The 5,840-nt window shown below is 69.4% G+C and carries 6 protein-coding genes; 2 read left to right on the plus strand and 4 right to left on the minus strand.

Translation table 11 applies throughout. From position 1 onward, the window contains the following. The 3 genes from VKG81_RS05420 to VKG81_RS05430 form a co-directional block, all read right to left on the minus strand. Positions 1-668 (minus strand): SDR family NAD(P)-dependent oxidoreductase (locus VKG81_RS05420; protein WP_324390429.1); only part of this gene is annotated, 668 nt, incomplete at its 3' end. Between the two features lie 82 nt (positions 669-750). Further along, positions 751-1,410: a TetR/AcrR family transcriptional regulator gene (locus VKG81_RS05425; RefSeq protein WP_324390431.1), complete on the minus strand. Its 660-nt coding sequence runs from the start codon at positions 1,408-1,410 to the stop codon at positions 751-753. Positions 1,411-1,422: 12 nt separating this feature from the next. After that, complete coding sequence (locus tag VKG81_RS05430; protein WP_324390433.1) at positions 1,423-2,778, minus strand: FAD-binding oxidoreductase; 1,356 nt, start codon at positions 2,776-2,778, stop codon at positions 1,423-1,425. Between the two features lie 272 nt (positions 2,779-3,050). Here VKG81_RS05430 and VKG81_RS05435 point away from each other — a divergent pair, with 272 nt between their 5' ends. Then, positions 3,051-3,458, plus strand: coding sequence for a hypothetical protein (locus tag VKG81_RS05435; RefSeq protein ID WP_324390435.1), 408 nt, complete (start codon positions 3,051-3,053; stop codon positions 3,456-3,458). Here VKG81_RS05435 and VKG81_RS05440 read toward each other — a convergent pair whose 3' ends face one another. After that, positions 3,459-4,739 (minus strand): cytochrome P450, encoded by a 1,281-nt coding sequence (locus VKG81_RS05440; RefSeq protein WP_324390437.1) that lies wholly within the window; start codon positions 4,737-4,739, stop codon positions 3,459-3,461. Positions 4,740-4,892: 153 nt separating this feature from the next. On the opposite strand from VKG81_RS05440, the gene VKG81_RS05445 reads away from it, so the two are divergent. Continuing rightward, positions 4,893-5,840 (plus strand): dihydrodipicolinate reductase (locus VKG81_RS05445; protein ID WP_414685173.1); only part of this gene is annotated, 948 nt, incomplete at its 3' end.

The following is a 5,840-nucleotide window of genomic DNA, read 5'->3' on the forward strand; positions in this document are numbered from 1 at the left end:
CCGATGGCGTTCATCGATGCGATGACCGCATCGGCGGGGACGTCGCGCAGTGCGGGCGGGGTGTAGAGGGCGCCGACTTCGGCGGCCATGTCGGTGGCGGTGCCACCCGGTGCGATCGCGTTGATCGCGATGCCGCGTTCGGCCAGTTCGGGCGCCAGGTTGAGCACCATCGCGGAGACGGCGGCCTTGCTGGCCGAATACAGGGTGTGTTGGTAGACGCCGATGCGGGCGCTGATCGAGGAGGTGAGCAGGATCCGCCCGCCGCCCGTCATCGCGGCCGCCGCGGCCTGGGTGGCGAACAGCTGCCCGGCGACATTGATGTGAAAGACCCGGTCGAAGTCGGACAGCGTGATGGATTCCAGTGCACCGAAGTGCTCGACACCGGCGTTGCTGGCCAGGATGTCCAGCCCGCCGAACGCCTCCACCACTCGCCCCACCAGGTCGTGGGTTTGCGCGGGATCGCTGACGTCGGCGCGGAATGCGGCGACCTGGTGACCCTTGTCGGTCAGCTCGGCGACGAGTTTGTCGGCCGAGGACTGGTCGGCGACGTAGTTGACGGCGACCGCCGCGCCGTCGGCGGCCAGCCGCCGCGCGATCGCCGCCCCGATGCCACGGCTGCCGCCGGTGACGATTGCGCGCTTTCCCTCCAACCGTGCAGGTTCAGTCATGACCCCCTCCTTCGTTTCGGACGAATTATTCCGTTTTAGTATAGGCCGGTGGTCGGACGGGGCCAGGCGTCGCACGGCCAGGTCAGGACGCGGTGTCGGCGGCGAACATCTCTTCAATGTCGTGCTGAGTCACCGCGGGACCGGGCAGCGGCTGGTCGGCGGGTGCGCGGATGCCGCGCACGAACAGCCAGATGTGGCGTTGGGCGATGCTCACCCAGCCGGGGCCGTGCGGCAGCGGCTGGGTCACCATCGCGCCGCACATGATGATGTCGGTGGCGTTGACGTCGGCGCGCACGGTGCCGTCGGCCCGGCCGTCGGCCAGGAAGCGTTCCAATGCGGCGTTGATCCGCCCGCGGGCCGCGACCGCCGACTCGTCGGTGAGCGGGGGCGCCCCGCGCAGCGGCAGGACCAGCTGATGGCCCAGCTTCAGGCATTCGTCCAGATAGGTCTTGACTGCGTGGGGGCCGGTCTGCCCGGATTCCTCGATGCGGCCGAGGATCTCGATGAGCATGTGGTAGGCGCGGTGTTCCAGGGCGTGCAGAAGGGCGGTGCGGTCGGGGTAGCCGCGGTAGAACGTGCCGACACCCACGCCGGCGGCCTCGGCGATCTCGGCAAGCGGCACATTGCTCCCGCGCTGGGACATCAGCTCGGCAGCTACGGTCAGGATCTTTTCTCGGTTCAGCAGCGCGTCGCGTCGCACCGCGCGGCGGTGCCGGGGCGGCCGGGTGGGTTCAGCGCTCATCAATTCTCAGTCTCACACACCGTCCGACGCGGCCGAGAGGCGCGACGGGGCGATGCGCCGCTCCGGGTCGACCGCCGCGCGGACGCGGGCCAGCCGGTGCAGCGCTGAGCTGTCCAGCCCGTCGGCGACCGTGGCCCGGCCTTCGGCGAACGAGGCGGCGGCCCGTCCGACGTCGGCGGACTGCGCGGCCGCCAGCACATCGGAGAGTCCTTGCTCGGTAGCCGTGCGTGACTCGGGATCGGCGGCCAGACCCACGGCGTGCAGCAGAAACGGGCCGGGCACGGTGGTCGTCGCCCCGTCGCGTGCGGGCGCGGAGTTGCTGACGTCTCGCAGCTCGATCATCGCGACCTTTGAGTCGGGTGCGGCTGCCTTTCCCAGTACGTCACCTGCCAGCCCCGGCGTGGTGGGCCCGAGCCAGCGGCCGATGCCGAGCGCGGGGATCGGGTTGGGCGGGTCGAGGTGAATCTCGGCAAGCCGGGCCGCGTCGGCGGGTGCCCAGCGGCTGTCCACCACCGGCGGTGGCGCCGCGCGCAGGGCGCCCAGCAGCGGGCTGGCGGCACGCTCGCCCCCCGGTGAGGCGAACGCCAGGTGCACGATCGGCACGCCCTGCAGCGGCGGGGGGAACAACGGCGCACCCGGCGGGGTGTGCAGCACGCTGATGCTGGTCGCCAGTGCGTCGCCGATCAGCCCCATGGCACTCGCCCAGGCGCCGACGACCGGCTGCAGCGCGGCGATGTCCCACAGCTGATACCCAGCCCACAGTGCCTCCGGCGCAACAAGTTCGACGGTCAGCGCGGTGGCGATTCCGACTCCGCCGCCACCCCGGAACGCCCACAGCGCCTCGCGGTCAACGGGGTCGGACGCGTCCTCTGATGCCCGCCGGATGTCGCCGCTGCCGTCGACGTAGTCCACGGCCAGCAGCGCTGAGCTGGCCATCCCGTGCGGGCGGGTCAGCCACCCCACCCCGCCCCCGAAGGTGTAGCCGGACACCGCCACCGTGGGCGAGGACCCGGCCAGCCCGAACAACCCGTCCTGTTGGGCCACCGAGTTGACCGCCGACCAGGTCGCACCCGCCCCGATGTGGGCGACGCGCGCTGCGGCGTCGATGTGCACCGTATTGAGGCCCGACGTGTCCAGCAGCACCCGATTGGATCCGATCGGCGCACCCGCGCCGTGGCCGCTGGCCTGCACCGCGACCCCGAGGTTACGGCCAGCCGCCCAGCGCACGGTGTCAGCGACCTCCTCAGAGTGGGTCGGATGGGCCACCACCGCCGGCTGCTGCACCACGGTGGCGTTGTGCGGCGTGGTCGCGCCGCGGTAAACCGCGCTGCCCGGCCACGACAACAGGTCGGTCCTCATCTCGGTCATCTCGTCCCTCCCCTTCTCGTGGCCGCCCGGGTCGATGAGCTGCCCCCGACTCTTGCGAAATGCGCCTGCTCGGTCCTATTCTACCACTAAGTGGAATAAATAGTCCGGAAATGGTCCAGTCCGGCTCCGACCGCGAGGTCCTCACGCACCCCGGACCGCTCCTCACGTCACCCCGCGCTGAAACGACCGCGGCTGCTGCGCCGATACCAGAAATGCGAGCGAGCCTGCTTCTGCGATATGTTCCCAGCGCACGCAACCGAGACGGAGGTCACGTGAAGAAGCTTGTCGCCTTTGCTGCCGGAACGCTTGCGGCGGGCTCGATGGCCCTGATCACCGCGGGCCAGGCCGCCAGCACGGGTCCGGTCGACGTCTCCGGCCAGACGTACGGGCAGGCGGTAGCGCTTCTGCAGCAGCAGGGGTACCAGGCGGTGTTCGGCGGGTCCGTCGGCAGCGACGTCCCTCAGAGCCAGTGCATCGTGGAGAGCCAGAAGTTGCTGCCGGGGTGGCCCAGCGCACGCGTCTCGTTGATGCTCAACTGCACCAAGGCGGCGCAGCCGCCGCCGGGCTCGCAACAGGTGCCGGGCAAGCCCGGACCGCCCACCGTCGGGGGCAACGGCATCACGACGGTGACCGCGACACCGGTGGGACCGCAGCCGGGGATGAACGTCCCCGGCATGTAGTCAGGGGCTCGTCCAGGCCACCGGCAGGTGCTTGATGCCGTGGATGAACGCCGAGAGCAGCCGTGCGGGGTCCTCGGTTGCGGCGATGTCGGGGATCCGCCGGTGCAGCTCGTCGAAGGCCACCGCGATCTCCCGGCGGGCCAGGTTGGCGCCGAGGCAGAAGTGCGCGCCCCCGCCGCCGAACCCGACATGCGGGTTGGGGTCGCGCGTCACGTCGAATGTCCACGGGTCGGCGAACTTGGACTCGTCCCGGTTGGCCGAGCAGTACCACATGGTGACCTTGTCGCCGGCCGCCATCTTCACCCCGCTCAGCTCGGTGTCCTCGGTCACCCGGCGCCGCATGTAGATCACCGGCGAGGCCCACCGCACGATCTCCTCCACCGCCGAATGGGCGACCCCGCCGAAGTCGGACCACCATTTTTCGCGCTCGTCGGGGTATCGGGTCAACGCGAGCACGCCGTGGCTGATCGCGTTGCGGGTGGTCTCGTTGCCGGCGATCGCGAGCAGCATGAAAAACGACGCGATCTCGGCCGAGGTCAGCTTCTCGCCGTCGACGTCCGCCTGCACCAGGCTCGTGGTCAGATCGTCGCGGGGATTGTCGCGCCGATCCTCGGCCAGCGCGGTCGCGTACGCGCCGAAGTCCACCGACACCTTCGCGAACTCCTCGAATTCGGTCGCGAGGTCGGGATCGCCGAAGCCGAGGATCACGTTCGTCCAGTGGAAGACGGTCTGGTGATCCTCCTCGGGGATCCCCATCATGTCGCAGATCACCTGCAGCGGCAGCGGCCCGGCCAGCTCGGCGACCACGTCGCCGGTGCCGTCGGGATGGTTGGCGATCATGGATTCGACGAGGCGGCGGGCGCGGTCACGCACCGACGCCTCGGTGCGTGCCACCACCCGCGGGGTGAACGCCCTGCTGACAATGTTGCGCAGCCGCAGGTGCCGCGGATCGTCCATCACGATCATCGAGCCGAAGAACTCGTTGAGTTCGGGCACCTGGTCGTTGATCGTGATGCTCGGCACGGAGCTGAAGATGTGGGGATGCCGGCTGGCGTAGTGCACGTCGTCGTACTTGCTCAACGCCCAGTGGCCGGGCCCGATCTCGAATCCCTGCTGCTTGGTTTCCGGCCAGAACGAGATCGGCGCTTCGCGCCGTAGGGTGGCGAAGGCGCCGTCGCGGTAGTCGTCGTCGAGCGCCCAGAACTCCCATGTGCTCAGGTCTATTTCGGCGAGCGGCACGTTCGGGGGAGGCGCACCGTTCACCCGCGTCGCAATTCCCATCACAGACACCCACTTCGTTGAGGGGAGTAACCATCCGCGAGCCTAACCGCAGAAGGCCTATCGTGAAGGCCGACCGGGGCCGGGAAAGGGTGGCAGGTGGCTGGCGAGAAGGCTAAGCGGATCGTCGTGTGGGGGACCGGCTTCGTCGGCAGGATGGTGATCCCCGAGGTGGTCAGGCACCCGCTGTTCGAGCTCGTCGGCGTCGGCGTCAGCAATCCGGACAAGGTCGGCCGCGACGTGGGCGAGATCTGCGGCCTCGGCCGCCCGCTCGGTGTCGTCGCCACCGACGATGTCGGCGCGCTGATCGACCTGAAGCCCGACGCACTGGTGCATTACGGCCCGACCGCGGCCCACGCCGACGACAACATTCGCCTGATCTCCGAGTTCCTGCGGGCCGGCATCGACGTCTGCTCGACGGCCATGACGCCGTGGGTGTGGCCGACCATGCATCTCAACCCGCCGAACTGGATCGTGCCGATCACCGAGGCCTGCGAGCTCGGCGAGTCGTCGTGCTTCACCACCGGCATCGATCCGGGGTTCGCCAACGACCTGTTCCCGATGACGCTGATGGGCGTCTGCGCCGAGGTGCGCAGGGTGCGCGCGTCCGAACTCCTGGACTACACCAACTACGAGGGCGACTACGAGAACGAGATGGGCATCGGCCGGCCGCCCGAATTCCGGCCCCTGCTCGAGAACAGCGACGTGCTGGTGTTCGCCTGGGGCGCCACCGTCCCGATGATCGCGCACGCGGCGGGCGTCATGCTCGACGAGATCACGACCACCTGGGAGAAGTGGGTGACCCCCAACGAACGCAAGACCGCCAAGGGCGTCATCCCGCCCGGTCACGTTGCTGGCGTTCGGTTCACGATCAACGGCGTCCGTCGCGGAGAGACGCGCATCCAGCTCGAGCACGTCAACCGGATCGGGCACGACGCCGCCCCGGACTGGCCGTCGGGCACGCAGGACGACGTGTACCGGGTCGACATCGAGGGAACTCCAAGTATATTCCAAGAAACGGCTTTTCGGTTCACTGACGGCTCCGGTCGCGATGCCGCTGCCGCCGGCTGCCTGGCCACCGGAATGCGTGCGCTCAACGCCGTT

Origin of the sequence: Mycobacterium sp. (assembly GCF_035314905.1) — a bacterium.
Classification (GTDB): Bacteria; Actinomycetota; Actinomycetes; order Mycobacteriales; family Mycobacteriaceae; genus Mycobacterium.